Here is a 24,391-nt window from a genome sequence, read left to right on the forward strand (position 1 = left end):
CTAAATGCGGTGTGGCGGGTGGAAAATAGTCAGCATCAGAAATCAACCTTCATGCTGACCGAGACGTTTCTTCCGGGCGCGGTGTACGCGTCCTTGATCGGCGATGAATCGGCAATGCCGCGCACGTCCGACCAGTTCCAGTATTTGCGATCGAAGAGATTGAACACGCCGAGATACGCGACGACGTGCTTGTTGAAGCGATACCCGCCGCGCAGATCGACGACAAAGGACGAAGGCGGCGCAAAGCAGGTCGCCGAGGTGCAGCTCTTGGGCGTGATATCGCTGGATTTCTTCGCCGCCTGGAACAGCAGATCGGCTTGCGCGAACCAGCGTTCGCTAGGCTCGTAACGCACGCCGAACACGGCCGAGAACGGATTGATCGTGTCGAGCGGCTGGCTGGCGCTGCCGTTGTTGTCGACGCTGCCTTTCGTAAAGGCCATTGCCGTCTTCAATGAAAAGCCGGCCGGCAGGAACCATTCCGCACGTCCTTCGAAGCCGTGGATATAAGCCTTCGAATAGTTGACGTACTGGAACACGAGCGGATCGGTGGGACGTCCGGTGCCGCCCACTGTCTGCTGCGAAATAAAGTCCCGATACCGTCCGGCAAATGCCGCCGCGCTATAAGTCAGCGGACCAAGGCCCGTGCCAAGCTTGCCGCGCAAACCGGCTTCTATGGTGTCGCTGGTCTCCGGCTTAAGATTAGGATTGCCAATCGACGTATAGCCGTAAAGCGGGTTAGCAAAGCTGTTGTTCACCTGATCCGGCGATGGCGCGCGGAATCCGTGCGCATATTGCGTATAGGGAATCAAGGCGGGCGATATCTCATACAGCACCGCGAGGCGCGGCGAGAGCGCGTTGTCGCTCGATGAAACCGGTGTGCCGGTGTACTGCGGATCACCGGTCTTCGCACCCAGCCTGTATGTATCGAAGCGCAGGCCGGGCGTGACGGTCAGCTTGCCGTAGCTGATCTGATCCTGTACGAAGGCCCCGAGCAGCGTGTAGTCGGTGTCCGGGAATGCCTTGTTCGGGAATGGCGATTCACCGGTACCCGGGATCGTGCCGTTACGCAGGTTCGTGATGTGATCGACGCTGCCGTCGCCGCCATAGAGCAGTTTGTGCGTCAGGATGCCGGTGTGGAAGGTACTTTCCGCAAACGCCGAGCCGCCGATCATGCGCTCGCCATAACTGCTGTCGCGGGTGCGCGAGGGTTGCGAACCGCGCGTTTCGTGCGAGTACTGATCCTGTGACGAATCCTGGTAATAAACCTGCACGTGCGCGGTCTGGAAGAAACGCGCGGCTTCATTGCTGAAGTCGTAATCGAGGCTGTAGCGATTGCGTTCCAGCCGGTCGTTACCCGTCAACCCCAACGTGGTGGGCGGATTGATCGCGGAAAGCACATTCGTATCGATGCGCTGACGCACCGTTTCGGCAGTGAACTTGAACGTGTCGTGCGCGGTTGGTTTCACAACGAGCTTGCCCAGCAGCGTCTCGGAGTACGTGTCCTGCGGGTTCGGTGTCGTGCGGTTTGTGCCGGACGAATCGTTCGAGCCTTTGTTGTCGAGTTCGTGGCCGCGCCGGCCGTCGGCTATCACCATGCCCTGGATCATGTCGTTGCCGCCGGCGGCCTGCACCGTCGCGCCAAAACTGCGATCCGTGGAGTCATAGCTCGGGCGCAGCGAGAAATACGTCTTCTTGCCATAGATATCGAGGAGGTCCTGCGGGTCCTTCGTGATGAAGTTGACCGCGCCGGTGAGTCCGTCGCTGCCGTACAGCGCCGAGGCCGGTCCGCGCAAGATCTCGATGCGCTTCAGCGTGCCGAGGTCCGCATAGTCGCCGCGTCCCGCTTCAAGTGGTCCGAACGAGAACGAGTTGGGCAAGCGGATACCGTCTTCCATCAACAGGATGCGGTTCCCTTCGAGGCCGCGAATATTGATGCTCGAGTCGCCGTCGCGGCCGCCTCCCATCGCGGCTGACGACGGCCGGTACGGCGCTCGGCGTACGGTGACGCCGGGTTCGTATCGCAGCGCGTCCTTGATGTTTTCTGCTTGCTGCTCTTCCAGGTCCTCGGCCGTGATGACCGAGACGCTGGCCGCCGTATGGCTCGCGGCCGTGGCGGTGCGCGTGGCCGTGACGGTGACGGGGTCCAGCAGGTTGGAGGTGGTGCGTGGTTCCGCATGTTGCGCAGCGCTGTCCTGAGGCGGCACGACGGGTGTGTCGGCTGCTGCGCGGACTTCGGTGGTCCAGAGTCCGGCAACCCCGAAGATGCCGGCCAGCATGGCGGACAGCGGACGTCGCGCCAGATGAATGTGATGCACGTGAGTTCTCCCGATCAAACAAGCCCGTAAGCTGGCTGGGTGACTGAGAGCACCTGGCTGGCAGCACGCATCGATGTGCGGACTGTGTGTTGGTTAAGTTAAGTGATGGTTATGATTGTTAGCTTCGTAACACGACTGTAAGCTTGATGAATTTATTGTAAATAAGAATCATTGTCAATGATGATCGGGAAGAATGTTCCGATGTCTGCAACAAATTTGCAGATACGCCGTTAAAATGCGCGCCGGGCAAGCTGCCCGGGCGCTCGACAAAATGGCGCGTTACTGGCGGGAAAACAGGCCCCGACAAGGAGACATAAATCGATGACAACCGCTCAGGACCTAGCCCTTTCCCGATCTGATCACGACCATGCATCGGACGCGGCATCGGACGTATTAAGCGCGGGCACGATCTCCGCACGGCTCGATCGCCTGCCTGCGACCCGCTCGATGTGGGTACTCGTCGTCTTGCTGAGCCTCGGGTTCTTCTTCGAACTCTACGATTTGCTGTACTCCGGCTACGTTGCGCCGGGGCTGGTCAGGAGCGGCATTCTCACGTCGACCACCGTCGGCCTGTTCGGCCTGACAGGCGTCGCGAGTTTTATCGCGTCGCTGTTCCTCGGCTTGTTCATCGGCACGATTGCTTGCGGTTTTCTCGCCGATCGTTTCGGGCGCCGCGCGATCTTCACTTACTCGCTGCTCTGGTACACGGCCGCGAACGTGATCATGGCTTTCCAGGACACGGCCGGCGGCCTCAACTTCTGGCGCTTCATGGCGGGGTTGGGCATTGGCGTGGAGTTGGTGACGATCGGCACGTACATCTCCGAACTGGTGCCCAAACACATTCGAGGCCGCGCCTTCGCGTGCGAGCAAGCGGTGGGTTTCGCGGCCGTGCCGGTGGTCGCATTCCTCTCGTACGCGCTGGTGCCGAACAAGCCCTTCGGTTTCGATGGCTGGCGCTGGGTCGTATTGATCGGTGCACATGGCGCGCTGTTCGTGTGGTTCATCCGGCGCGCGTTGCCTGAGAGCCCGCGCTGGCTGGCGCAAAAAGGGCGGCTCGCGGAAGCGGACGCGGTGATGACGGCGCTGGAAGCGAAGGTCGAGAAAGAATATGGGCGGCCGTTGCCGCCGCCCGCCGCGCCGGAACCCGTCAGCACGCGCGGAAGCTTCCGCGACATGTGGGTCGCGCCGTACGGCAAACGCGCGACCATGATGATCATCTTCAACGTCTTCCAGACGGTCGGTTTCTACGGCTTCGCCAACTGGGTGCCGACCCTCCTGATTCATCAGGGCATCACGATCACGACGAGCCTGATGTACTCGACAATCATCGCAATTGCCGCGCCGGTCGGGCCGATCATCGGCTTGTTCATCGCCGATAAATTCGAGCGCAAGAGCGTGATTGTCGTGATGGCGGGCTTGATCGTGGTCTGCGGACTGGTCTTCAGCCAGGTCTCGGGCGCGGCCCTTTTGGTCTGCATGGGCGTAGGGCTCACGCTCGCCAGCAACATCATGTCGTATAGCTTCCACGCGTATCAGACCGAGCTTTTTCCCACCAGCATCCGGGCGCGCGCGGTCGGCTTCGTGTATTCGTGGAGCCGCTTTTCGGCCATTTTCACGTCGTTCTTTATCGCGGGCGTGTTGAAGGCGTTCGGCACGACCGGGGTGTTTATGTTTATCGCCGGGGCGATGGTGGTGGTGATGCTGGCTATCGGACTGATGGGGCCGAAGACGCGGGACCTGGCGCTGGAACAAATCTCGCATTGAGTTTTCGATCGCGCCTGTGAGCGTGATCTCGCCGTGATCTCGCCGCGATTTCGTCGTTATAGGACGCTATACGGCCTGGCGGCTGCGGCGGGCCAACGCGGCAGAAGCACGCGCGTTATGCCAAAATCTGCATAACGCGATTAATTCTCCCGTTACGCCATGTCCGACACGCTCACGCCTGCCGAAGCCGACTACGCGATGCGTCACTGGACGTATCGATCCACCGGCCAGATCAAGATTGGCTCCGCACAACATAAACGCATGTTCTGCGAGATGCTGCTCACTACTCACAACCCCTACAAACCCGCCGTCATCGACTGGCCGATGCTCGCGCCCGCCGTGCTCAAACGCGTCACGTCGCTGCCTATCTGGGATATTGCGGTGCAGACCGAAGGCCGGGCGTCGATTCGCGTGTCGACCTATGCGCGCGGTATCGAAGACCCGCTGCTGCGTGAAGCCGTCACCATGAACGGCGCCGAGGAGGCGCGTCACAAGATCGTACTGTCCCGGCTGGTCCAGGCATATGGCATCGAACTCGCGCCCGAACCACCGTATCCCGCGCCGAAGGACGCGTTGCGCGCGTGGATGCTCACGGGCTACAGCGAATGCATCGATAGTTTCTTCGCCTTCGGTTTGTTCGAAGCTGCGCGCCAGTCGGGTTATTTCCCCGAAGAACTGGTTGAAACCTTCGAGCCGGTGATTCAGGAAGAAGCGCGCCATATCCTGTTCTTCGCGAACTGGGTGGCGTGGTACCGGCGCAGCCTGCCGTGGTACCGGCGGCCCTGGTTCTTCATGAAGACCGCCGGCGTGTGGTTCTCGCTGATTCGCGACCGGATATCGCTGGCACGCGGAATTGACACCAGCGGCGCCGCGCAGGACATGAATTTTCCCGCGAATGTGGGTGATTCGGTGGGCGGCGGGGTATCGGCGAGGGCGCTGATCGATTTGTGCCTGACCGAAAACGAGCGCCGCATGGGCGGTTACGACGTCCGCCTTTTGCGGCCCGTGACAGTGCCCTGGCTCGCTCGGATAGCGCGGCGGTTCATTAAATAGCAACTAACTGTCTGCCGGTTTCTGCCCCGTGGATTGGCGGGGCTTATGATTGGTTTTTTTACGAGGATTTGCAACTAACTGTCGGCCGTACTCGCGTCCGCGAGTTTCCGCCACTTCACTTCTCCCGGCTCGCCGCTGCTTCGAACCGTCGCGATGCTTCTTCCACGTCCCGTCTGAACTGCGCAAGCGCAGTCAGGCTGGCAGCGGGGGGCTGTAGCGCGGTCCACAGCACGTCGATGAGTTCATCGGCGGTCGTATCGATCTGAGCCTGACTCAGATGCCGCTTCGCCAGCGCCGCGTCCCACAGCACATGCTCCATTGGCCCGAAGACCAGGGAGCGCATCAGCCGCAACGGCAAGTCGGCCCGCACCTGGCCGACTGTCTGGCCATGAGCGAGCACACTCATCAGCGGCGCGGTATAACGGCGTTGGAGGTCGGTGAGCGTGTCGCTGAGGTCATGATGTTTCGAGCGCCCCTCCGATAAAACCAGCGCACACAGCCCCGTCCCGTTCACCAGCATCAGCCGCAAATGCGTCCTGACGATAAACGCAAACTGCTGGCGCACGCTGCCGTCGCGAGGCAGTCCGGTTTCGAATGCATCGATGATCTCGTCATACCAATCCGCGATCACGCGCGCGCACAACTCCCGCTTGCCGCTGAAATAGCTGAACACGGTTGCCTCTGAAATCCCGGCACGCTGGGCGATTTCGGCGCTCGTGGCGGCGTCGTAGCCTTTCTCGGCGAAGACTTCACGCCCGGTCTGAAGAATGTCCTTCACGCGCTGCTGCGACTTGACCCCGGCGGGCGTGCGGCGATTTCCGATGACAGGGGGAGAGGACATAGAAGGCGTACGCGATGATGAACCAGATGTGAGCGTAGCTCAAATCCCTATTGACGGGAAGTGGTCTTCGGCGTGAAACTGCCGTCCATCATGGAAATTATCGAGTGTGAGTGCGACTCATAGTTGGGTCGATCATTTGATCCTGCAAGCACCACGCTGCCGACCTCGAGCCGATACACCGAAGAAGGAGACCCGCATGAACGACGTACCCGGTCTGAATTTCGCCTTGGGCGAAGACATCGACATGTTGCGCGACTCGCTCGCCAATTTCGCCGCGAAGGAGATTGCGCCGCGCGCCGCTGAGATTGATAAAACCGATCAGTTCCCAATGGATCTCTGGAAGAAATTCGGCGATCTGGGCGTGCTCGGCATGACGGTGTCGGAAGAGTACGGCGGCGCGAACATGGGCTACACGGCGCACATGGTCGCGATGGAGGAGATTTCGCGGGCGTCGGCGTCGGTGGGGTTGTCGTATGGCGCGCATTCCAACTTGTGCGTGAACCAGATTCATCGCAACGGCACCGAAGCGCAGAAGCGCAAATATCTGCCGGGGCTGGTGTCGGGCGAGCACATTGGCGCGCTGGCCATGAGCGAGCCGAACGCTGGATCGGACGTGGTGAGCATGAAGCTGCGCGCCGATGAAAAGGGCGACCACTACGTGCTCAACGGCACGAAGATGTGGATCACCAACGGGCCGGATTGCGACACGCTCGTGGTGTATGCCAAGACGGATATTGAAGCAGGCGCGAAGGGGATTACGGCGTTTATCGTCGAGAAGGGCATGAAGGGTTTTTCCGTCGCGCAGAAGCTCGACAAGCTCGGCATGCGCGGCTCGCATACCGGCGAACTCGTGTTCGAGAACGTGGAAGTGCCCAAGGAAAATATTCTTGGGGCATTGAACGGCGGCGTGAAGGTGCTGATGAGCGGCCTCGACTATGAGCGCGCGGTGTTGGCGGGCGGCCCGACGGGCATCATGGTCGCATGCATGGACGCGGTCGTGCCGTACATCCACGACCGCAAGCAGTTCGGTCAGGCGATCGGCGAATTCCAGTTGATTCAAGGCAAGGTCGCCGATCTCTATACGACCTTGCAGGCGTGCCGCGCGTATCTCTACGCGGTAGGACGTCAACTCGATACGCTCGGCGTAGGTCATGGCCGCCAGGTCCGCAAGGATTGCGCGGGCGTGATTCTTTACACGGCCGAAAAAGCGACGTGGATGGCTGGCGAAGCGATCCAGATTCTCGGTGGCAATGGCTATATCAACGAGTATCCGGTCGGCCGCCTGTGGCGCGATGCTAAGCTCTACGAAATCGGCGCAGGCACCAGTGAAATTCGGCGCATGTTGATCGGCCGCGAACTGTTCGCTGAAACAGCTTGAGCGGGTAGACAAGAACATGCCGATCATCGAATCGAAACTGAATCCACGCAGCGACGAATTTCGCGCCAACGCGGCGGCGCTCGAAGCGCTCGTCGCCGATCTGAAGCAAAAGGTCGCGAAGATCGCGCTAGGCGGCGGACAAGCGGCGCGCGACAAACACGTGTCGCGCGGCAAGCTGCTGCCGCGCGATCGCATCGCGCAATTGCTTGATCCGGGCACGCCGTTTCTCGAGTTGTCGCAACTGGCCGCGTACGGCATGTACAACGACGACGCCCCCGGCGCCGGCGTAATTACGGGTATCGGCAGGATTGCGGGCCAAGAGTGCGTGATCGTCTGCAACGACGCAACCGTGAAGGGTGGCACGTACTATCCGGTGACGGTGAAGAAGCATCTTCGAGCGCAAGAGATTGCGGAAGAGAACCGCTTGCCGTGCGTGTATCTCGTCGATTCCGGGGGCGCGAATCTCCCCAATCAGGACGATGTATTTCCCGATCGCGATCACTTCGGCCGTATCTTTTATAACCAGGCGAACATGTCGGCGAAGGGCATCTCGCAGATCGCCGTGGTGATGGGATCGTGCACCGCAGGCGGCGCGTATGTGCCTGCAATGAGCGATGAATCGATCATCGTGAAGAATCAGGGCACGATTTTTCTGGGCGGTCCGCCGCTGGTGAAAGCTGCAACAGGCGAAGAAGTCAGCGCTGAGGATCTGGGCGGTGGTGACGTACATACGCGGCTATCAGGCGTTGTCGATCACCTCGCCCAAAACGATGCCCACGCGCTGGGAATTGCTCGCAGCATTGTCGGCAATCTGAATCGCGTGAAGGTCTCGCCGCTGGCGCTTAAAGAGCCGCTGCCGCCGCGTCATGATCCGCATAGCTTGTACGGCGTGATTCCGTCGGACACCCGCAAGCCGTTCGACATCCGTGAAGTGATCGCGCGCATTGTCGACGACTCCGCTTTCGATGAATTCAAGGCCCGTTATGGCACGACGCTCGTATGCGGTTTTGCGCATATCTGGGGTCATCCGGTCGGCATCATTGCGAACAACGGCATCCTGTTTTCGGAGTCGGCGTTAAAGGGCGCGCACTTCATTGAACTGTGCTGCCAGCGCAAGATTCCGCTCGTGTTCCTGCAGAACATCACGGGCTTCATGGTCGGGCGCAAGTATGAAAACGAAGGTATTGCGCGCAATGGCGCAAAGATGGTGACGGCCGTTGCAACGGCGAAGGTGCCGAAGTTCACGGTGATTATCGGCGGCTCGTTTGGCGCGGGAAATTACGGCATGTGCGGCCGCGCTTATTCACCCCGTTTCCTCTGGATGTGGCCGAATGCGCGCATCTCCGTGATGGGTGGCGAGCAAGCCGCGTCAGTGCTTGCGACCGTGCGCCGCGATGGCATAGAGGGGAAGGGCGGTACGTGGTCGAAGGAAGAGGAAGAAGCCTTCAAGTCGCCGATTCGCGAGCAGTACGAAATACAGGGGCATCCGTATTACGCGAGCGCACGCCTGTGGGACGACGGCGTGATCGACCCGGCGCAGACGCGCGATGTGTTGGGGCTTGGGTTGGCGGCTTCCATGAATGCGCCTATCGAGGACACGCGTTTCGGCGTGTTCCGGATGTGACGGCAGCACTTAGCGCTTTAGCGCTTAGTGCTGCCCCATGCTTCGCGGACGGCAGCACTTGGCGCTTCAGCGCTTAGTGCTGCCCCATGCTTCGCGGACGGCAGCACTTGGCGCTTCAGCGCTTAGTGCTGCCCCATGCTTCGCGGACGGCAGGACTTAGTGCTTTAGCGCTTAGTCCCCGTCCCCTGCAAAGCTGACCTCTTCCTACCAGGCTTCGTCATGTTCAACAAAATACTGATTGCGAATCGCGGCGAGATTGCGTGCCGGGTGGCTGCAACCTGCAAACGATTAGGCGTGGGCAGCGTGGCGGTCTATTCGGACGCAGACGCCCAGGCGAAGCACGTCGCCGTCTGCGATGAAGCCGTGCACGTAGGCGGCGCGGCTGCGTCCGAGAGTTATCTGCGGATCGAAAAGATCATCAACGCTGCGTTGGAAACCGGTGCGCAGGCCGTGCATCCGGGGTATGGGTTCTTATCGGAGAACGAGGACTTTGCGCGGGCTTGCGAGAAGGTTGGGCTAGTGTTCATAGGGCCGCCGGTCGAGGCCATCTCCGCGATGGGATCGAAGGCGGCGGCCAAGGCGCTGATGCAATCGGCGTCGGTGCCATTGGTGCCGGGGTATCACGGCGACAGCCAGGACCCCGCGTTGTTGCAAAAGGAAGCGGATGGAATCGGCTACCCCGTGCTGCTGAAAGCAAGCGCGGGTGGTGGCGGCAAGGGCATGCGCGTGGTCGAGAAAAGCGCGGATTTTGTGTCGGCGCTGTTGTCATGCAAGCGTGAAGCCGCGAGCAGTTTTGGCAACGATCGTGTGCTGATCGAAAAATATTTGCAGCGTCCGCGGCATGTGGAGGTCCAGGTATTCGCAGATCAGCATGGCAACGCCGTGTATCTTTTCGATCGCGATTGCTCGGTGCAGCGCCGCCATCAAAAGGTGTTGGAAGAGGCACCGGCTCCTGGCCTCTCGGATGAGGTGCGTAAAGCCATGGGCGAAGCCGCGGTCGCGGCCGCGCGCGCGGTGAATTACGTTGGAGCGGGCACGGTCGAGTTCATCATGACCAACGACGGTCAGTTCTATTTCATGGAGATGAACACGCGGCTACAAGTGGAACATCCGGTGACCGAAATGGTGACGGGCCTCGACCTGGTCGAGTGGCAACTACGCGTGGCGAGTGGTGAACCGTTGCCGTTGTTGCAGGATCAATTGAAGGTGAACGGCCACGCGATCGAAGCGCGTATCTACGCGGAGAATCCATCGCGCGGGTTCTTGCCGTCGACAGGAACGCTGAAGCATTTGCGTCTGCCTGACGCGGTCGAGTTCCAGTTGAACGGCAACGTGCGCATTGATAGCGGCGTGCGTGAAGGCGATACCATCACCCCGTTTTACGATCCGATGATCGCCAAGCTGATTGTGCATGGCCGCGATCGTAACGATGCGCTGCTGCGCATGGCGCTTGCATTGAAACAATGCGAGGTGGTGGGGCCGTCGACGAATATCGAGTTCCTGCATCGGATTGTGGTTAGCGTTCCCTTCTCGGCGGCCGATCTCGATACGGGTCTGATCGAGCGTCATCACGATACATTGTTCGCGCCATCGACAGTGCCAAAAACGCAGGCGCTTGCGTTGGCTTGCGCCGCGTTGCTCACGCGTGAAGGCGGCGAGGCGCATGGCGTGTCGCCGTGGGATGCGTTGTCCCACTGGCGGATGAGCGGTGGCTACACGCAGGCGTTGAACTGGCGCCTCGCGGGTTCGGACGATGAAATCCTGGCCGTCTTTACACGCGATTCAACATCAGGCCGCGCCGATAACAAACAACTCGAACTGCTCGGCGAAACGCTCACGTTCGACTGGTCGCATGGGGATGAGCCACATGCGTTCGTAGTGCTGATCGACGATAAGCGGATCAAGGGCCGTGTGTTTATCGACGGCGATGTGTTCCATGTGTTCTACGCCGGTGCGTCGCTGGCGTTCGAATGGCAGAACCTGCTGGCGCATGCCGCCGATGCCGAGCATGGCGAAGGCCGCTTGACGGCGCCGATGCCGGGCAAGGTGATTGCGGTGCTGGTGGAGGCGGGCGCGGTGGTCGAGAAGGGTGCGCCGCTGCTGGTGATGGAAGCCATGAAAATGGAGCACACCATTGTTGCGCCGGCGGGCGGCACGGTGGGCGAGATTTTGTTCAGCGTTGGCGATCAGGTTACCGATGGCGCCCAGCTATTGGTGATGGAAGTGCAGCCCGCGAAATAACTAGAAGCGTCATTTCGTCTTGACGCTCCCCAATAGCGTTTCTTCAGTTTCCGTCTTCACGATAATCTCCACGCGCCGGTTCAACGCACGCCCTTCGGGCGTGTCGTTGGTCGCGATCGGTTCCAGGAATGCGATCCCTTTTGTCTTGATCCGCGCAGCAGGAACGCCGCGTGCGACTAGCGCATCGCCCACGGCATTGGCACGCGCCGTGGACAGTGCCTGGTTGTAGTCGAACGCGCCGACGTTGTCCGTGTGTCCTTCGACCATGATCGGGCGCGTGCTGCGCTTGAGGAGCACGGCTGCACGATTGAGCACGGCGATGCTTTCGGGGCGCATGGAGGCTTCGTCGAAGTCGAATAGCGCGGATTCCTGAAGACGCAGCTCCACGCCCTCGCGCACCGGATGGACGACGATGCCGACCTTCTGGTTGAGCGCTTCTTCCTTCGACCGGTTCAGGCCGGAAGCGCAGCCAGCGAGCAAGGCCGTGGTTGCGCACGCGTTCACAATCGTTTGAATGGCTTTCACTGCATGTCTCTTGAACGGATGGCGGGACGGGGGTTCCGATTATAGGGAAACGAAAATGGCCAAGTGTGAAATTAGAACAACATCCGGAAAGCCCGTTGAAAGCGCTCCGGCCTTGATTCTGGCCGATACCGGCCCGACTTACAATGCAGGGTTGGTACTCAGTTGGAAGTCTCCGTGAGACTGGGTTTGAAGCGGTTTGCGGGCTTTCACCCAAAGAAGAAATAACAAGGGCGTTTTATATGATTCCACGCGATCAAACCTCTGCGGACGAAAAGGACCGCACGCGGCGTCTGCAACGAACCGCGTCGGGGTTGCTGTACGCGGTGCTCGTCGCCGTTGCGATCTGGATGATCCGCGACTTCATTCCTGCGGTGGTATGGGCGACGGTCATCGCCATTGCGTTATGGCCGTTGTTGACCTGGCTCGAACAGCGGCCGATGTTCAGGGAGCACCGAACCTGGCTTGCGGTGGGATTGACCGTCGTGATCGGGCTGGTGTTCGTGGTGCCCTTTATCCTGGTCGCGGCGCAGGCGGGAAGCGAAGCCCGCGACCTGATGCGGTGGTTTCACGAATCGCTGAGCACGGGTATTCCCATGCCTGATCTCGTCAACCATCTGCCTGCGGGGTCGAAACAGATATCGGTATGGTGGCAGGAGAATCTTGCTACGCCGCTGGGTTCATCGCCGGCCGTGAAGCACTTTCATAGTGCGACGGTGGTTGCCATGACCCGGCACTTCGGCGGTCGGGTGGCGCACGGGCTGGTCGTGTTCGGCTTCATGCTCGTTACGCTGTTTTTCCTGTTCAAGGCGGGGTCGAAACTCGGGGAGCAGTTGCTTGAAGCGTCGAGGCGCGGGTTCGGTTCGGATGGCGCATCGCTCGTGCGGCGTATGGCCGACTCGGTTCGCAGCACGGTGACCGGACTGGTGGTGGTGGGGCTGGGCGAGGGTGCACTGCTTGGCGTGGCTTATGTTGTGACTGGCGTGCCGCACGCCACGTTGCTCGGCATGCTGACCGCCATCGCCGCGATGTTGCCGTTCTGTGCACCAATTGTCTTCATTGGCGCGGCATTGTGGCTGCTTGCTCAGGGCTCAATGGTGGCGGCGGTCTGTGTCGCGGTGTTCGGGTTTATTGTTGTGTTCGTGGCCGAGCACGCTATACGGCCGGTGCTGATCGGCGGCGCGGCGAGGTTGCCGTTTTTGCTGGTGCTGTTCGGGATTCTGGGCGGAGCGGAAACGTTCGGTCTGGTGGGGCTGTTTATCGGGCCGGCATTGATGACGATCCTGGTCGTGCTTTGGAATGACTGGGTGCATTGATGGGGGGTGTTGATCGGGTGTATTGAGGCAACGTCCGCACTGCCGCTGGCAGGAGAAAATTTCCGCAGCAGCAGGGCCTAAGCGTCGCTTGCAGTCGGTCGGAGCCAAGCCAGAATGGTTCTCCCCTCGGGCTGGTAGTGCGTCCCAAAGCGCACGAGACCGCGCTTTTTCAGGTGGCAGGTCATTTCGTAGCTGACTACCATCCCCGGCTTTGCGGGCATCAATTCCAAATCTATTGAACGGATGCGCGGCTCATAGACCAGCAACGTGGCTTCCATCTGCGCCTTGAGTTGATGCGCCGACACGGGCAGGTTCCTGTAGACGGTCGTCAGATCGGGAAGTCCATAGTTGGGCAGGTGCTTGAGCGTTCCCGCGCGGGTATTCAGTATGCGCCTGAGATTCTCCAGCACGCTCAGGATCTCAAGCGTGTTGTCGTCGTGGTCGTCAAGTGCGTCGCCGTTGATGTGGCCGAGCAGCATGTCGTAAAGGGAAGGTCCAGATCTCGTCATGGCTTCAGGCGGGGCAGGTTGGCCAATTGCACGTCGAGCGATTGCCCTAGCACGAACCAGATCAGGCCAGCGGTAACGCATACGACTCCAGCGATGGTCCAGGGCGAGAGCCGGCGTAGCCAATCAAGACGTGTGCCGCTAACGGTGTCAATGACGAAGCCACCGCGCCGGGGTTCCGTTCTCAGGATGCGCTCATTCAGCAAGGTCACCCATTCAGCGCGCTGGAGTTCGCCCTCGTGCGCGTAGCGGCCGAGGAAACCGAGGCCAAGGACGGCTGCGTAGCATTCCAGGAGTGCTACGTCAGGTAGTATCTCCCGCAAGCGAACGGCAATTCGTTCGTAGATCCGATTGCCGGCGTCATGATTCCCAAAACGTTCGACCTGCAATGGCTGAACGTCCCATTCCGATCGTTCGCCCTCCGGTAGACATCTCAACGCCGCCTCGTCCAGCAGCCCGCATTGGGCATACACAGCGTCTTCCCGTACGTCATGAGGAAATTGCTTCGCTTGCAGCGCCCGATCGAAGTCATCGACCACTCGCAGGCAGCGTTTCCGTAAGTCAGAGGCGGAATGCTCAGCCGTGTCTTGCGAAAGCAGAGAGACTTCGAGGGCGGTATCTCGCAGCAGTGCACGCATCGAAGCCGGGTCGGATTCGCGCCGGGTTGTCCCGCTCACGACGTCAGCACCGCATAAAGTTCAAACGATGCATCGGGCAAGGTGGTTGGAAGATAGACGTGGCATGCACGTGCAGCGAGCATTCGTGCATGCGCGGGATCGCGGGCGTCGAGCGCAAAGTACTGGTTTTCGAGGCGCACCGGAATCGCGGCAGGTACTCGTAATACCGCCTTCAACGGTATACCGGCGAGCGCTGAGTTGACAATCCGTTCGATGTCGTCTGGCGCACCGACCTTGCATAATTTTGGAACTTGTTCGGCGATCTGGAACGCCGGCGCAGAAGAACTCACCGATAAATAATAGTCCGCACCTTCCAGCAGTCGGTCGTCATTGAACTGGCCAGACCAGGTAGTCGCGCTCTTGCGCGCCAGGCCTATTGGAATCACACGGGACGGGATGATGGCATCGAGAAGATCGCGGATCAGGGATTCGAGGGCCGAAAACACTTCGTCTTGCTTAGCGTGTTCGTACATAGGAATGGACGTCAACGCGGTGCCAGTCGAAAATGTCATCAAGGCGCCGGTCAGTCCCGCCAGGACTTCGTAAAGGCGCTCGGGCGGCTGATTGGGATGGGTGCCGAGGAACGCCAGTTTGGGCCAGTGCGTATGAATGCAGTGCAGAAGCCAGAAGAGCGATACATCGGACACGCCGAACTCTGCAATTTGATCGACGCGCTCGCTGCGCCGCACAGAGAGCGCCGTACTTTTTGCCAGCAGGATGTCTGACAGACGCGCGACGCGCTCCTGATGCCGCGTATTGGCTGAAAGCGTAAGACAAGGTGGGACGTAAGTGCGATCGACCTCGAACTGGCCCCGTGCCCCGCGTGTGAGCCGCGCTATCGGGCATACGACATCGTCAGCGTGCGGTTCGAAGTCGAACAAGAGATGAACCGCGTGTCGTTCGACTGAAAGCTCTTCCACGCCAGTTCCGTTCAGGTCAGGCACTTCGATGAATTCCCGGAAATAGCGGCGTGGACGCGACAGGGTCTCGTTATCAAACCTGCAATTGCTGCCGTCTGCATTGAGCAACGGGAGCGCCGCGACCACGATCAGGCTCTGCATGTCGGGAGCCACGTCACGGCCGAGATCTCGCGGCCTCGGCAGCACGTCGGTGACTGACGTGTCGATCAGCGTTCCATCAGGTAGCCGCAACTTTAGACGCGTGAGAGACAGACGGCCGGCATCGAGCATTTCCTCATCGACCTGCACATCGATAACGCCCCACGGTTCAGCCACGGCGAGCGAGGCGAACTGCCGGTGAGAGAAATTAAGCCACTGTTCTTGCTGTTGAAAATGCTGCGGCGTGAGTATCAGACCTTCATGCCAGAGCGGTTTGAAAGTCCGCATAGCGATTAAGTTTATTGTTGGCTTATTGGGGAAGCATTCTAAACACGAACCATGCGGTGTCGTCTATTAAAGAGATAGCCAGCGCAATGGATTAAATTGAAATTGTATTTCAGGTGCTGGGCTCGTGTCTGTTTGGCGTTGAGTCAATTTTTTGGTGTTGAAATTTCACATATCTCTTCGCTCGGTTTGATTTTGCAAACATAGCTTCGTCATTTAGATCGAATCGGATACCTAACCGGTTGACGAACGTTCGTTCGTCCTGTTTTAATTAAAAATATGCATGGGCCAATTTAAGTTTGGTTTCGATGAACCCGGCCGGACGTTCGTCACATCTTTCGTCGCATCGTCATCCGTGTTCTCCTTTTCCGTACTTCGTGGTTAGCGTTCTACGCGGGCTGCACAGTCATAAATACAGGGCCACGAAGTCATGTCGGATAACTTTGAACGGGAAATTCCCAAGGCCCGAATTTCCATCGCTGTAGACCTGCACACCGGTGGCGCGCTGCAGCGGGTCGAGCTGCCTCTCAAGCTCCTCGTCGTGGGCGACTATAGCGCGGGACAGGCGCGTGACGCACTCGCCGAGAGAAAAAGAATCGACGTCAATAAGGCCAACTTTGATGCGGTTCTCACCGAGCTGAACCCGAAGATTGAGGTTGATCTGGCACACGCTCTGGAAGACGCGAACCCGGGCTTGAGCGTAGCGCTAGGCTTCAAGTCGATGAAAGACTTCCAGCCGGAAAGTGTGGCGGCGCAGATTCCGGAATTGCAGCGGCTCATCGCCATGCGCAACCTCCTGTGCGACCTCAAATCGAACCTGCTTGACAACAACGCGTTTCGGATTGAACTGGAGCGAATCGTCAAGAGTGCGGCGCTTTCCGAAAGCCTGATCGCCGAACTCGGGCACCTTGATACTGGGGAATTGATGTGACGCGCGCTGATAGTCTGCAAGTCGGCGCGCTGCCGTTCTCACCATCTACGCACGAAAATCGCTGCGTCTTAGCGAATCTGTTCGAAAAAATCGACCTGACTCCCGTCTACGACGGGCGGCCGCTAGAAGGGTTTCAGGACAACGATGCGCTATCTGCTGTTCCGGTCGATGAACGCTTGTCGCGGGCGCTTGGCGTGCTCATGGCGATGCTTGCCGATTCCGGCCGCCCGGTCGGGAGTCTCGATAAATCGCTTCTGGATTTTCATATTGACGCGCTTGATCGGCGCGTCAACAAATGCCTTGACGCGGTAATGCATTCGACGCAGTTTCAGACGATCGAGTCGGCTTGGCGCGGGTTGAAGTTTCTGGTTGACCGTACTGATTTCCGCAAAAACGTGAAAATCGAGGTGCTTGACTGCTCGAAGGAGACTTTGCAGCAAGACTTTGACGATACGCCAGAAGTGATCCAGAGCGGGTTGTACCACCACGCGTACATTCAGGAATATGACACACCAGGTGGCCAGCCGATCAGCGCGATCATCTCGGATTTCGAGTTCGTGAACTCGGCAAAAGATATTGCGCTGTTGCGCAATATTTCGAAGGTCGCGGCGGCTGCGCACATGCCGTTTATCGGCGCTGTGGGTCCGACATTTTTCGGCAAGAAGTCGATGGGAGACGTTGTAGCGATCCAGGATATTGGCGGCTACTTCGAGCGTGCTGACTATCTCAAGTGGATGGCTTTTCGCGGTACCGAAGATGCGCGCTACATCGGCCTTACGATGCCGCGCGTCCTCGGTCGGCAACCGTATGGCCCTGCCAATACGCCCGTGCGTGACCTGAACTATCAGGAAACCGTCAAGGGTATGGATCCAAATCGTTTCCTTTGGGTCAGTGCCTCATTCGCCTTCGCGTCGAACATGGTGCATAGCTTTATGCGCAACGGCTGGTGTGTTCAGGTTCGGGGGCCGCAAGCAGGCGGGAAGGTTGCGGGCTTGCCTGTGCATCAGTATGACCTTGGTACTGGATTTCAAAACAAGATTTCAGCCGAGGTGTTGATCCCTGAAACGCGGGAATTCGAGTTCGCGAATCTGGGTTTCATTCCGTTATCGTTCTTCGAGAACCATGACTTCGCTTGTTTCTTCTCTGCAAATTCCGCGCAGAAGCCTGCGCTTTATGCCACCGCGGAAGCCACTGGTAACAGCAGGATCAACGCGCGCCTGCCTTACCTCTTCCTGCTGTCACGCATTGCGCATCATCTGAAATTGATTCAGCGCGAAAACATAGGTACGACCAAGGACCGACGTCTGCTTGAAGTCGAACTCAATAATTGGGTCAAGACGTTGGTCACGGAGATGACCGATCCCACCGATGACCTTCAGGCTGCGCATCCACTGCGTCAAGCGGAAGTGACGGTAGAAGACATCGAGGACAACCCGGGGTTCTTTTGTGTGAGGCTTTTTGTCGTCCCGCACTTTCAGGTGGAAGGGATGGATGTTGGTCTTTCCATGGTTTCGCAGATGCCGAGGGATAAAAGCCAGTCGACGTAACTGCGGACAACGGACCTCAATAATCAGCCGATGTCCTGCAAAGACATATCGGCCAACAGGAGACGCTCATCAATGGGAATCATGGTTCTACCGACGCAAGCCTATAGCCTGCGCATCTCGAAGCAACCCGCTGCTTTCTCCGTGCTGTCATTGGAGGGCCACGAGGCAATTAGCCAGACTTACCAGTATGTGATTGAGTTCACTTGCGCTCGCGCCGGACTTCCGATTGCAGACGTTCTGGGTAAACGAGCCAAGTTCCTCGTTGAACCGGTGGATCCGAACGCGGGATTGCCGGCGGAATTGGCCGCGCGCGTGGTGAAGCCACCTGAGCGACTGGTCAGTGGGATCGTCGCCGAATTCGATGAATTGAGTTCATCGGCCGATGAAACGCGGTACAGCGTGAAGCTTGTGCCGCGTGTGTCCAATCTTGACTCCGAGGTCGGGAGTCGGTTGTTTCAGAACCAGACAGTGCCGGCTGTTATCGAATCGGTGTTGCGGCACTACGGTAATACCGCCGTTGATTTCAAGTTCCAGCTTAGAGCCGAGTACGAAACCCATGAATACATTACGCAGTATGCCGAATCGGCGCTGGCGTTCATCCAGCGTATTGCTGCTGAAGAGGGCATCTGGTTCCGTTTCGAACAGACGCCCGAGCACGAAGTCATTGTGTTTGGCGACGACCTCGATGCGTACGCGCGTGATCCGAAACTCTCGGCGCCGTATCGCGAGGAAGGCGGTTTTGCCAGCCGAGGTGCGGATTCAGTTATGACACTGATCGAGCGCCGCAAGCGCGTGGCGCAATCGATTACGGTGGATGACTACAACCATCGTACTGCAGGCGTTGCGCTGCTTACGCAAGTGAATACTGCGCGCGACGACGAAACTACCGTCGGCAATCAGTACCGCTGGGGTGAGCATTACACCACGCCCGATGCCGGGAAGCGCGTAGCGACCTTGCGGCATCAGGCTGAATTGGCCCAGCAAGTGATCTTTGAAGGGAAAGGCAATGTGATCGGCATGACGCCCGGCGCTGTCTTTCGCTTTACCAATCGCGAGCTCGACAATGCTGAACATGGATTGATGATCACGCGTGTCAAGCACAAGGCGTCGCGCAAGGAGGCGTACACCTGCGAGTTCACGGCGATTCCGTCGGATCGTATCTATCGGTCGATGGTGGATCCCGCTGCCAAGCGGCGCATTACCGGCATTTTACCTGCGCGGGTCATGTCGCCCGATAACTACAAGTACGCGTACATGACGCCGCAGAGCGGGTACAGGATCAAGTCACCGTTCGATCTCGATGAATGGAGTCCCGGGGGTACCAGCCGGCCGGTTCGGTTGGCGAAACCGTACGCGGGGAGAGACTATGGGCATCACTTTCCGTTGATCGACGGGACCGAGGTGGCCGTTATTTTTACGGATGGGGATCCGAATCGGCCCATTATTATTGGTGCAATGCATGACAGTCAGCATCAGGACCACGTTAATAACGAGAACAACACTCGCAACATCCTTCGTACTGCTGGTGGTAATGAGATGCGGATGGAGGACCGCGAGGGAACCGAACACGTTCATCTGACGACACCGTTTCAGGCAAGTCAGTTGAACCTGGGTCATATGGTGAATGACCAGCGGGAGAAGCGAGGGCTGGGTGGTGAGCTTCGCTCGGATGAGCATGTGGCTATAAGGGGAGGGATGGGGGTTCTCGTTTCTGCTGAGGCGCAGCCCAATGCCGTCGGTAAGCAATTGGACATGCAGAACGCCAGCGACACGCTCACGCAAGCTTTGGAGATCATGAGCACGCTGAACGACTCGGCGACGGCCGCGAAGGCTTGGGTCGCAGAGATTGATGCGCAGCGTGTTTTGCTTGAGCAAAAGCTGTCGCAACTTCAGGCGCCGGTTGTGCTGGCGTCCGCCCCGCAGGGTATTGCGCTTGCGAGCGGTCAACATGTGCAGATGTCGGCGAAGAAACATGTCTTCGTGACGGCCGGGGATGGTCTCGACATAGGTGTCCTGAAACGCATCACGGCAGCGGCTGGCGATGCGATCTCGCTATTCGCGGCCAGACTCGGTATCAAGATTTTTGCGGCGAAGGGGAAGGTCCAGATTCAGGCGCAGGGAGACGAAATGGAACTTCAGTCGTTGAAGGACCTGTTGATCAGTTCGTCGAATGGCGAGGTCAAGATCACCGCGTCGAAGGGCATCACGTTGGGCGATGGATCCGGGGCGTATCTCAAGGTGGCGAACGGGAAGATCGAGTTGGTTAGTACGAGCGAAGTGGACGTTAAGGGCGGGCTGAATGTGGATGGGCCCGGGGGCGGGAGTTTTACGTTTCCGAGTTGGGACGGCGTACCCGTACAGGTCGTAAAGGACCGTATGAAGTCTGGTTTTTCTGAATAAGGTTGGAAATGACGACTGCTACGCCTGTTAGCCCAAGCAACACTTCTTTGCCGCCTAAAAAGGCGGATGACAGCCAACCCGCCGCGCTGAACTTTGCATTCCCATTCAAGAAGTCAGATGGCAAGGACTTCATCGATGAACACCAATTCAACGCGCTGCTCGCGCTCGAGAGCGGTGGCTTCTTTCCGGTTAGCGATTCGGGCATGTGGCACGGTGGCATTCACATCACCACGGGCGGTGCGGGCACATCGCTTGATCTGAAAAATGGCGTGAGCTGCCTCGCCGATGGCGAGGTGGTTGCATATCGAGTCGATCGGGCGTACCCGGTGAGCGAACTGTCGGCGCTAGCTGGTAAGCCCGCCGTCAAGGCGACCTACAGCACGGGCTTTGTGCTCGTTCGCCATACAACGGAATTTCCCCGCGGCACGAAGCTGACCTTCTTCAGCCTGTACATGCATTTGAAGAGCTTCGAGGAATATCAGAAAGACACTTCGCTCAAGATGCCATCGTATTGGACGAAGGTTTGGAAAGTCACGCCGTTCGCCAAGGACATACCGAAGCCGGATGTGCATCGTGGGAAGGCTGCTGCGGGACAGATTGGACTGAACATCCGTTCCGCGCCCATCGGCGGAGCGCCCAACAGCACGTCCGTGATCGGCATATTGCGTCAAGGCGCGCAGGTGCAGATCGGCGCCCAAAAAGGTTCCTGGGGACAGATTGCATTGATTGAGTCGGGTGGTCCTGTCATTGCCGCGACCGTTGGCAGTTTCGCCGATCCGAAGGCGAACACTGGCTGGATATTTCTGGGCAAAGCACATGGCCATCAATTGATGGAGGCGGTGCTGTCGGAGTCGCACTTCGATCAGGTCGTTGTGTTGCCTAAACCCGTCAAGATCAACGCGGGAGACCTGATCGGACATCTGGGCCACTACGACCATTTAAGCGAGCCGAGCGCGGGCAACCAGATGGTGCACATCGAGGTGTTCTGCGATGAGAAGGTCAAGCCATACATCGAGCAGGGCCGGGCGTGGGTCAAGAAAAACGCGGGGAAGCTCGAGCCTACGATCCTGCGTATCGACCGGAAAGTGAAGCTGTATGCGGCGATGGGCCGGGAAGGCGCCGATGCGCCCCAAACGGGTGTCATCCAGATTTATCCGCTTTCGGCGCTCGCACAGGGTCCGAAAGAGGATCAGTTCGAGGAAACGACCGCCGGCACGGATGGATCGAAGTTTCATTGGTGGAAGGTCGATAGCGCGGATGTTCGTCGCGCACCGATCTCGGGATGGGTGCGCGAACAGAATCACGCGGGTGGCAAGGTGACGCGCGAGTTCGCGTGTAAGTGGGTGGACTTTGAGATACACGAAGAAGCCCATGATCCTATGCACACGATGTTCGCCACGCCCAAGGCGTATCTGGATTATTGGCTCGATGCGGATGAGCCGGACGTGCCTGCGCTTGCGAAGTTGAGTCCGCTTGCGGGGAAGGTGTATCGGTCAGTGTTTACAACGGGAAGCGGCTCACACGCGGCTGACGAATTGCGCAAGGCTTCGCGGGACCCGTGGCTGCAGTTACGGTTATCGCGGCTGATTGTGAAGCATGAGAGCGAATGGGCAAATCCGGGGAAGTGGAAGCAGCTGTACGAGTGGATCGAGCAGCGTACCGGACCCGATCCGGCGCATGAGGAAGAGCAGAAGCGCATCGCGAAACTAGTGTGGTGGGATGCGGTGACGGGGAAAATTGAGGGGTTCCCGGAGTCGGCGGATGTGTTTCATATTCATCCGGTGGGATTGGTGGGGAATTTCAGGACAGTCCGCACGTTTGCTCTTGAAGAGGCGCGAGTTCGAGCGTTCCTACGGATGATCCGAGTAGGGGAAGGAACGCAAGGTCCACACGGCTACGAGACCTTGTTTGGAGGAGCATCCTTTATAACCGACTATGGCAGAGATTTTTCAGATCATCCACGAATTAAAATTAAGAGTGGGGCATACACTTCATCCGCTGCCGGGGCTTATCAGGTAATGGGGTACACGTGGGATGATCCAAGCCAGATCGCTCAGAGGGTTAAATACGGAATCACTGATTTTTCACCAAAATCGCAAGATAGATACTGCATTTTACTTATAAAATTCAAGCGACATGCGTTGGAGGATGTAAAGCAGGGAAATATCGAGGCGGCCATAAAAAAATGTAATACAGAGTGGGCAAGTCTTCCCGGTTCTCCATACGGTCAGCCGACTGTAAATTGGGATGTGGTTTTGAAAAAGTATAGTCTATTCCTACAGGATGAAATAGCTGGGAAGGGCGATCTAGCGATAGGATTGCATGAAATTGACGATCTAATAACGTAGAAAATATGAAACACATAATAGGCATCATTGCAGTAGTTGTTGTATTGGCTTTATTTTCAAATAATTCACACGCGTTTTTACCAAATAATCCATTATTGGATGGTGGCGTTGATATATATACAGAAAAATTAATTTTGCCAAAAGGTTACACCAGGGCCGATGGCATTTGGCGTGATGGTCAAGGGAAAGCAATTGATAAGCCGGAAGTAAATTTTGCAGGTAAATACTGGGTTGGCCTACACAGTTGTGGGGCAGAGTGCCGTTATTATTCAATGCTGGATCTTTCCACGGGTATTGAATCGCGTGCGCTCGATATGTTTTCTACTACAGAGCCCCCATCGAAAACGCGTGACGGAAAATCATATGTCACTAGCTTGGAAACTCGTGCACAAAGCAAGCTGTTGATTGCTCAGTATCACGTGACACTCAATCTCTCCGGAGCAGAAGAGTGCAGAGAACGGGTGTTTATTCTGAAGAAATTTTCTCTGATTCCCGTGACCAAAACAAAAATCGGGTGTACCACCACGCAGAATACTAGCAAGTGATGAGCAAAGCGGCTGTTGACTGCGGGCGTTGCAGCAGAACGGGTATCCGTTGTGCGGTATGCGCCTGCACGTCTTAGCAAGGGATTGAACCAAGCCCACGGATTCGCTTCGCAATTTCAGTTAAAGGTAGATTTTATTAATTGATCAGACGATCGCGGGCGAAATAATATTTTGAGATTGTAATGAAATTCGAATATATAACATTTGTTATTCTATCAATGCTGCTGTCTTCTCTTACATATGCTAAAGGTGTAGAAATACAAAAAAACGTGCTGGTGGGTGATTTTGAAGGGGTGGGAGTTAAGAGTCAATTTTTATACGAAACAAGGTCTGGTAGTTTAGAAGTCAGCTATTTTTCGCCCTCGTTGCGGCGGAATTTTCATTATGTCATTGATAAATTTGACGAATGTAGTTCGATGGCAATTTATGCGATTCCGGGAACACGGCGGATAGCAATTGACGGTAGTTGTTCGAGTCGGGGTGGTCAAATATTTATCAACATATACCAATGGAAAGGAAAGTTTTCAAATTGGTGCTTGATCCGTGAAGTAACCGGCGAGAGGGCGGACGACCCGTCTGGAAAGCCCGGGAAAACTGATAGCGTCTTACATACATCGGGTTGTATTTTGATCGGTGAATCGGCGCCGTGACGTTTAGGTAATTGGTTGCGTGGATATCCGGAATTCTGATTTGTGCACGTCAGTCTGGCATGTGATGGGCGAACCGAATAGTTATGCAAGAAGTGCCGCACGTTTTGGCCTTAATAGTGTTTGAGAAACATCTTGTTTTGTCTGAAAATGTAAAAAATGACGGATTTTGGTTCTGACCTTAGGATAAATTGCCTTAAGCTAGCGCCCTATTAGTGCGAGAACAGCCGCCAAATAAGATGAACCGCCAAAAGTCGTATGGAGATGCGAAAGCGTTGTCATTAAGACCGAAGTAAAGCGAGTGACGAATCCGGAAAAAATCAGCCAATCAATAGATGGCTACGGCCGGTGAGATCGATGAGTTGAAGAGCACTTCAAAGATTTCAGAACGCG

Annotated in this window: 18 protein-coding genes; 12 read left to right on the forward strand and 6 right to left on the reverse strand. The window is 57.5% G+C overall.

Annotation, left to right across the window (positions count from 1 at the left end; all coding sequences use genetic code 11):
* Positions 1 to 35: 35 nt before the first annotated feature.
* Entirely contained in the window at positions 36 to 2,300 is a 2,265-nt protein-coding gene (locus tag ACSQ8V_RS20860; RefSeq protein WP_436207975.1) for a TonB-dependent hemoglobin/transferrin/lactoferrin family receptor, read from the reverse strand.
* A 336-nt stretch (positions 2,301 to 2,636) separates the two neighbouring features.
* On the opposite strand from ACSQ8V_RS20860, the gene ACSQ8V_RS20865 reads away from it, so the two are divergent.
* Positions 2,637 to 4,079, forward strand: coding sequence for an MFS transporter (locus ACSQ8V_RS20865; RefSeq protein WP_436206997.1), 1,443 nt, complete (start codon positions 2,637 to 2,639; stop codon positions 4,077 to 4,079).
* A gap of 159 nt (positions 4,080 to 4,238) precedes the next feature.
* On the forward strand, positions 4,239 to 5,132 hold the full coding sequence (locus tag ACSQ8V_RS20870; RefSeq protein WP_213764441.1) for a ferritin-like domain-containing protein: 894 nt from the start codon (positions 4,239 to 4,241) through the stop codon (positions 5,130 to 5,132).
* A gap of 115 nt (positions 5,133 to 5,247) precedes the next feature.
* On the opposite strand, the gene ACSQ8V_RS20875 is transcribed toward ACSQ8V_RS20870, so the two are convergent.
* Positions 5,248 to 5,973: a TetR/AcrR family transcriptional regulator gene (locus tag ACSQ8V_RS20875; RefSeq protein ID WP_436206998.1), complete on the reverse strand. Its 726-nt coding sequence runs from the start codon at positions 5,971 to 5,973 to the stop codon at positions 5,248 to 5,250.
* Between the two features lie 196 nt (positions 5,974 to 6,169).
* Between ACSQ8V_RS20875 and ACSQ8V_RS20880 the strand changes: the two genes are divergently transcribed.
* From ACSQ8V_RS20880 to ACSQ8V_RS20890, 3 genes are all read left to right on the forward strand, one after another.
* Positions 6,170 to 7,351, forward strand: a complete 1,182-nt coding sequence (locus tag ACSQ8V_RS20880; protein WP_436206999.1) for an isovaleryl-CoA dehydrogenase — start codon at positions 6,170 to 6,172, stop codon at positions 7,349 to 7,351.
* 16 nt (positions 7,352 to 7,367) lie between these two features.
* A complete protein-coding gene (locus tag ACSQ8V_RS20885) occupies positions 7,368 to 8,975 on the forward strand; it encodes a carboxyl transferase domain-containing protein (protein WP_436207000.1) in 1,608 nt (535 codons plus the stop codon).
* 219 nt (positions 8,976 to 9,194) lie between these two features.
* The gene (locus ACSQ8V_RS20890) at positions 9,195 to 11,216 is read left to right on the forward strand and encodes an acetyl/propionyl/methylcrotonyl-CoA carboxylase subunit alpha (RefSeq protein ID WP_436207001.1); all 2,022 of its coding nucleotides are present in this window, start codon (positions 9,195 to 9,197) and stop codon (positions 11,214 to 11,216) included.
* Between the two features lie 9 nt (positions 11,217 to 11,225).
* Here ACSQ8V_RS20890 and ACSQ8V_RS20895 read toward each other — a convergent pair whose 3' ends face one another.
* On the reverse strand, positions 11,226 to 11,741 hold the full coding sequence (locus tag ACSQ8V_RS20895) for an OmpA family protein (RefSeq protein WP_436207002.1): 516 nt from the start codon (positions 11,739 to 11,741) through the stop codon (positions 11,226 to 11,228).
* A gap of 239 nt (positions 11,742 to 11,980) precedes the next feature.
* Here ACSQ8V_RS20895 and ACSQ8V_RS20900 point away from each other — a divergent pair, with 239 nt between their 5' ends.
* Positions 11,981 to 13,054 carry an AI-2E family transporter gene (locus ACSQ8V_RS20900; protein WP_436207003.1) on the forward strand — a complete coding sequence of 358 codons (1,074 nt, stop codon included), beginning with the start codon at positions 11,981 to 11,983 and terminating at the stop codon, positions 13,052 to 13,054.
* 77 nt (positions 13,055 to 13,131) lie between these two features.
* Here the strand turns inward: ACSQ8V_RS20900 and tssE are convergent, their stop codons facing one another.
* The 3 genes from tssE to tssK are packed head-to-tail and all read right to left on the reverse strand — an operon-like array spanning position 13,132 to position 15,583.
* On the reverse strand, positions 13,132 to 13,563 hold the full coding sequence (gene tssE / locus ACSQ8V_RS20905; RefSeq protein ID WP_436207004.1) for a type VI secretion system baseplate subunit TssE: 432 nt from the start codon (positions 13,561 to 13,563) through the stop codon (positions 13,132 to 13,134).
* On the reverse strand, positions 13,560 to 14,237 hold the full coding sequence (locus tag ACSQ8V_RS20910; protein WP_436207005.1) for a DotU family type IV/VI secretion system protein: 678 nt from the start codon (positions 14,235 to 14,237) through the stop codon (positions 13,560 to 13,562). Before ACSQ8V_RS20910 ends, tssE begins: the two co-directional genes overlap by 4 nt.
* Complete coding sequence (gene tssK, locus ACSQ8V_RS20915; protein ID WP_436207006.1) at positions 14,234 to 15,583, reverse strand: type VI secretion system baseplate subunit TssK; 1,350 nt, start codon at positions 15,581 to 15,583, stop codon at positions 14,234 to 14,236. The genes ACSQ8V_RS20910 and tssK overlap by 4 nt, the downstream gene beginning before the upstream one ends.
* A gap of 427 nt (positions 15,584 to 16,010) precedes the next feature.
* On the opposite strand from tssK, the gene tssB reads away from it, so the two are divergent.
* From tssB to ACSQ8V_RS20945, 6 genes are all read left to right on the forward strand, one after another.
* Positions 16,011 to 16,511, forward strand: coding sequence for a type VI secretion system contractile sheath small subunit (gene tssB / locus ACSQ8V_RS20920; protein ID WP_436207007.1), 501 nt, complete (start codon positions 16,011 to 16,013; stop codon positions 16,509 to 16,511).
* Positions 16,512 to 16,540: 29 nt separating this feature from the next.
* Complete coding sequence (gene tssC / locus ACSQ8V_RS20925) at positions 16,541 to 18,058, forward strand: type VI secretion system contractile sheath large subunit (RefSeq protein WP_436207976.1); 1,518 nt, start codon at positions 16,541 to 16,543, stop codon at positions 18,056 to 18,058.
* 72 nt (positions 18,059 to 18,130) lie between these two features.
* Complete coding sequence (locus ACSQ8V_RS20930) at positions 18,131 to 20,458, forward strand: type VI secretion system Vgr family protein (protein WP_436207008.1); 2,328 nt, start codon at positions 18,131 to 18,133, stop codon at positions 20,456 to 20,458.
* An 8-nt stretch (positions 20,459 to 20,466) separates the two neighbouring features.
* Positions 20,467 to 22,806: a glycoside hydrolase family 24 protein gene (locus ACSQ8V_RS20935; RefSeq protein ID WP_436207009.1), complete on the forward strand. Its 2,340-nt coding sequence runs from the start codon at positions 20,467 to 20,469 to the stop codon at positions 22,804 to 22,806.
* A 5-nt stretch (positions 22,807 to 22,811) separates the two neighbouring features.
* Positions 22,812 to 23,351, forward strand: coding sequence for a hypothetical protein (locus ACSQ8V_RS20940; RefSeq protein WP_436207010.1), 540 nt, complete (start codon positions 22,812 to 22,814; stop codon positions 23,349 to 23,351).
* Between the two features lie 182 nt (positions 23,352 to 23,533).
* A complete protein-coding gene (locus tag ACSQ8V_RS20945; protein ID WP_436207011.1) occupies positions 23,534 to 24,001 on the forward strand; it encodes a hypothetical protein in 468 nt (155 codons plus the stop codon).
* Positions 24,002 to 24,391: the final 390 nt, after the last annotated feature.

This window comes from Caballeronia sp. LjRoot31 (genome assembly GCF_964253885.1).
In the GTDB taxonomy this organism is placed as follows: Bacteria; Pseudomonadota; Gammaproteobacteria; order Burkholderiales; family Burkholderiaceae; genus Caballeronia.

Coding starts and splice junctions, on each gene's coding strand:
- ACSQ8V_RS20900 (WP_436207003.1), top strand. CDS start 11,981: ATGATTCCACGCGATCAAACCTCTGCGGACGAAAAGGACCGCACGCGG.
- ACSQ8V_RS20940 (WP_436207010.1), top strand. CDS start 22,812: ATGAAACACATAATAGGCATCATTGCAGTAGTTGTTGTATTGGCTTTA.
- ACSQ8V_RS20885 (WP_436207000.1), top strand. CDS start 7,368: ATGCCGATCATCGAATCGAAACTGAATCCACGCAGCGACGAATTTCGC.
- ACSQ8V_RS20870 (WP_213764441.1), top strand. CDS start 4,239: ATGTCCGACACGCTCACGCCTGCCGAAGCCGACTACGCGATGCGTCAC.
- ACSQ8V_RS20865 (WP_436206997.1), top strand. CDS start 2,637: ATGACAACCGCTCAGGACCTAGCCCTTTCCCGATCTGATCACGACCAT.
- tssE (WP_436207004.1), bottom strand. CDS start 13,563: ATGACGAGATCTGGACCTTCCCTTTACGACATGCTGCTCGGCCACATC.
- tssB (WP_436207007.1), top strand. CDS start 16,011: ATGTCGGATAACTTTGAACGGGAAATTCCCAAGGCCCGAATTTCCATC.
- ACSQ8V_RS20930 (WP_436207008.1), top strand. CDS start 18,131: ATGGGAATCATGGTTCTACCGACGCAAGCCTATAGCCTGCGCATCTCG.
- ACSQ8V_RS20935 (WP_436207009.1), top strand. CDS start 20,467: ATGACGACTGCTACGCCTGTTAGCCCAAGCAACACTTCTTTGCCGCCT.
- tssK (WP_436207006.1), bottom strand. CDS start 15,583: ATGCGGACTTTCAAACCGCTCTGGCATGAAGGTCTGATACTCACGCCG.
- ACSQ8V_RS20880 (WP_436206999.1), top strand. CDS start 6,170: ATGAACGACGTACCCGGTCTGAATTTCGCCTTGGGCGAAGACATCGAC.
- ACSQ8V_RS20890 (WP_436207001.1), top strand. CDS start 9,195: ATGTTCAACAAAATACTGATTGCGAATCGCGGCGAGATTGCGTGCCGG.
- ACSQ8V_RS20875 (WP_436206998.1), bottom strand. CDS start 5,973: ATGTCCTCTCCCCCTGTCATCGGAAATCGCCGCACGCCCGCCGGGGTC.
- ACSQ8V_RS20945 (WP_436207011.1), top strand. CDS start 23,534: ATGAAATTCGAATATATAACATTTGTTATTCTATCAATGCTGCTGTCT.